The organism is Methanobacterium sp. BAmetb5 (assembly GCF_003491305.1).
GTDB lineage: Archaea > Methanobacteriota > Methanobacteria > Methanobacteriales > Methanobacteriaceae > Methanobacterium.
The window spans coordinates 1755001-1757500 of record NZ_CP022706.1; the positions used below are offsets into that span (position 1 = coordinate 1755001).

The 2500-nt window shown below is 43.5% G+C and carries 3 protein-coding genes; all 3 read right to left on the reverse strand.

Annotated features, from left to right (window positions below):
* Positions 1-23 precede the first annotated feature (23 nt).
* A complete protein-coding gene (locus CIT02_RS08595) occupies positions 24-1202 on the reverse strand; it encodes an argininosuccinate synthase (protein WP_292611579.1) in 1179 nt (392 codons plus the stop codon).
* Between the two features lie 192 nt (positions 1203-1394).
* Positions 1395-1976, reverse strand: coding sequence for a hypothetical protein (locus tag CIT02_RS08600; protein WP_292611581.1), 582 nt, complete (start codon positions 1974-1976; stop codon positions 1395-1397).
* Positions 1973-2317 (reverse strand): hypothetical protein, encoded by a 345-nt coding sequence (locus CIT02_RS08605; RefSeq protein ID WP_292611583.1) that lies wholly within the window; start codon positions 2315-2317, stop codon positions 1973-1975. The genes CIT02_RS08600 and CIT02_RS08605 overlap by 4 nt, the downstream gene beginning before the upstream one ends.
* Positions 2318-2500: the final 183 nt, after the last annotated feature.

Genomic DNA, 2500 nt, shown 5'->3' on the forward strand with positions numbered 1-2500 from the left:
ACACCCAACTGAATTATTTTAAATTATTTTCTGCGACAGATATCCTGGTAACAGGCAGCCTGAATACCATAGTTTTTAACCATACCGGCCATTTCCCGCTGATCCATTTCCTTATCCTCGAAGGAAACTGCATCTTCCTGGTACAGGCTGAAGGGTGATTCTCTTCCCAGGACGCGTATGTTGCCCTTGTGTAGTTTCACTCGCACCGAGCCAGATACACGGCCCTGCATACTGTCAATAAGCTGGTCTAAATCTTCACGTAGGGGTTCGTGCCATAATCCCTTGTACACCAGTTCGGAATAGGTTTGTGAGGCAATTTCTGCAAATTTTAACTCTTCCCGGGTTAAAACCAGCTGCTCCAGGGCACGGTGGGCAGCAATTAACAGGACAGCACCGGGGGTTTCGTAGTTTTCACGGGATTTAAGTCCTATAATCCGATCCTCCATAATATCCACCCTTCCTATACCATGGGTACCGGCGATCTGGTTGGCCTTGCGGATGATGTCCAGGGGGGCCATTAGTTCTCCGTTAATCTCCGTGGGAACACCTTCTTCGAAGGAGATCTCCACTACTTCTGCCTCATCCGGGGCATCCTCAGTGGAACGTGTCCAGCTGAACGCCTCTTCCGGGGTTTCCACCATGGGGTCCTCCAGAATATCTCCTTCTATGGAACGACCCCACAAATTCTCATCGATACTGTAAAGCTTATCTGAAGGGAGGGGTATTCCATGAGACTGAGCATAACGTACTTCTTCAGTACGGGTGAGGTTCAAGTCCCTTATGGGGGCAATGACGGTGCAGTCAGAATGGGACCGGATGATGGATTCGAAACGGAACTGATCATTTCCTTTACCAGTGCAACCGTGGGCTATGTTTTCCGCACCCACCTTTTCAGCCAGTTCCACGATCTTCATGGCAATGAGGGGTCGGGCCAGGGCCGTGCTCAGGGGATAGCCTTCGTAAACTGCGTTGGCTTTAATGGCCTTGAATATGAATTCACGTGCAAACTCCTCTTTGGCATCGATGGTGTAATGTTCCATTCCCATTTGAGCAGCTAAGTTTGCAGGTCGGGTGATTTCATCTTCCGGCTGCCCAACATCCACACAGGCAGTAATGACTTTCTTGTTATATTTTTCTTCCAGTAATTTTATGCATACTGAGGTGTCCAGCCCACCGCTGAACGCCAGGACCACTTTTTCCATTTTTAAATCTCCTTAATACTCCTTTATTTGGGGTTTTGTTAATTTGTCAGCAGAATAAATATTGATAAAGTTATGTGGTATGCCTATAAAAAACTTTATTGTATGCCCAACCAACCGGTGTTGATGTTATATATTATATGGGGCATGATTTTTTAGAAAAATGGACACAGCCTTCCACTTTTCCCGAACCCCCTACTTTTTAAAAATCCTTTTTACCTGTTTCCAGTAGAGATGCAGGTGTAAAAATGTGCTGACGGCCATTATAATTGCAAATTCCGCATGCCAGAAATCAATGGTCAGATTCCAGGAAGACTGGATTCCATAGTTAATGAATACCACCAGGATCAGTCCAGTTGCCCCAGCTAAAGCAAAACTGGCCAGTAGTACGTACTTCCAGATGTTGTAGAATACCTTTCGCTGCAAATAACTTTCCAGGTACAATAGATAGCTGATTAAATAAAGAATGAGGGTGGTCACTGCCAGGGGTATCAGGTTATAACTTTCTGCGGGAGAGGCATTAGCCTCGGGGGTATCAGAACTGAGGTTACTGTTCAGGCTAGTGTTGGTGGCTGAGGAGGTTGTTGAACTGTTATTCTGGATTGTTGAACTGGGTGATTCAGAATGATCACATACATTGTTCTGATTGCTGTCCAGGTAACGGGGGCACTGTCCCGGGAAAGGATCATCCAGTAAACCATAGGGGCAGTCATTCCAGGCATATACTGCCACGGGAGCGAGGAGGACGATTAAAAGAACCACGTATAATTTTTTCAATCTGATTCCCTCCCTGATTTATCGCGGGATGAATTTTCCCCATCTTTGCTGGAAGACATCCAGTAGGAGTGTATGTGAAAAATAGCAATCCAGAACATGGCTATCCCAAATTCCACATGCCAGTAGAGAATTCCCTGATTGTTAGGGATGGTTATGCCATATTCCACCAGGCAGAGAAGAATCAAACCAGCCACCACGGATATTAAAAAGGTTATCAAAATCAAAATATTCCATAAACGGATGTGGGTGGCTTTTTTAAGGTAATTTTTCTGGTAAAGCAGGTAACTACCTAAATAACCCAATATGAGAATGATGGATACACTTATCAGTTCGTAAGTCATGGAAATCCTGATTTTCAGTTTATCTCATTTGAAATCTATTATTTCCTGTAAAAAATCTATATCTCTATGAAATGGTTTTACTAGATAGTTATAAGTTGTGAATAATTAAAAGTTTTTTCCAGATGTCAAAAGAGTAAATTAGTAATTAAAGTAATAAAATTAATCAACTAATAATGGTGTAAT

Bases quoted from the DNA above. Each gene is read 5' to 3' on its own strand.
- CIT02_RS08595 (WP_292611579.1), bottom strand. From the start codon at position 1,202: ATGGAAAAAGTGGTCCTGGCGTTCAGCGGTGGGCTGGACACCTCAGTA.
- CIT02_RS08605 (WP_292611583.1), bottom strand. From the start codon at position 2,317: ATGACTTACGAACTGATAAGTGTATCCATCATTCTCATATTGGGTTAT.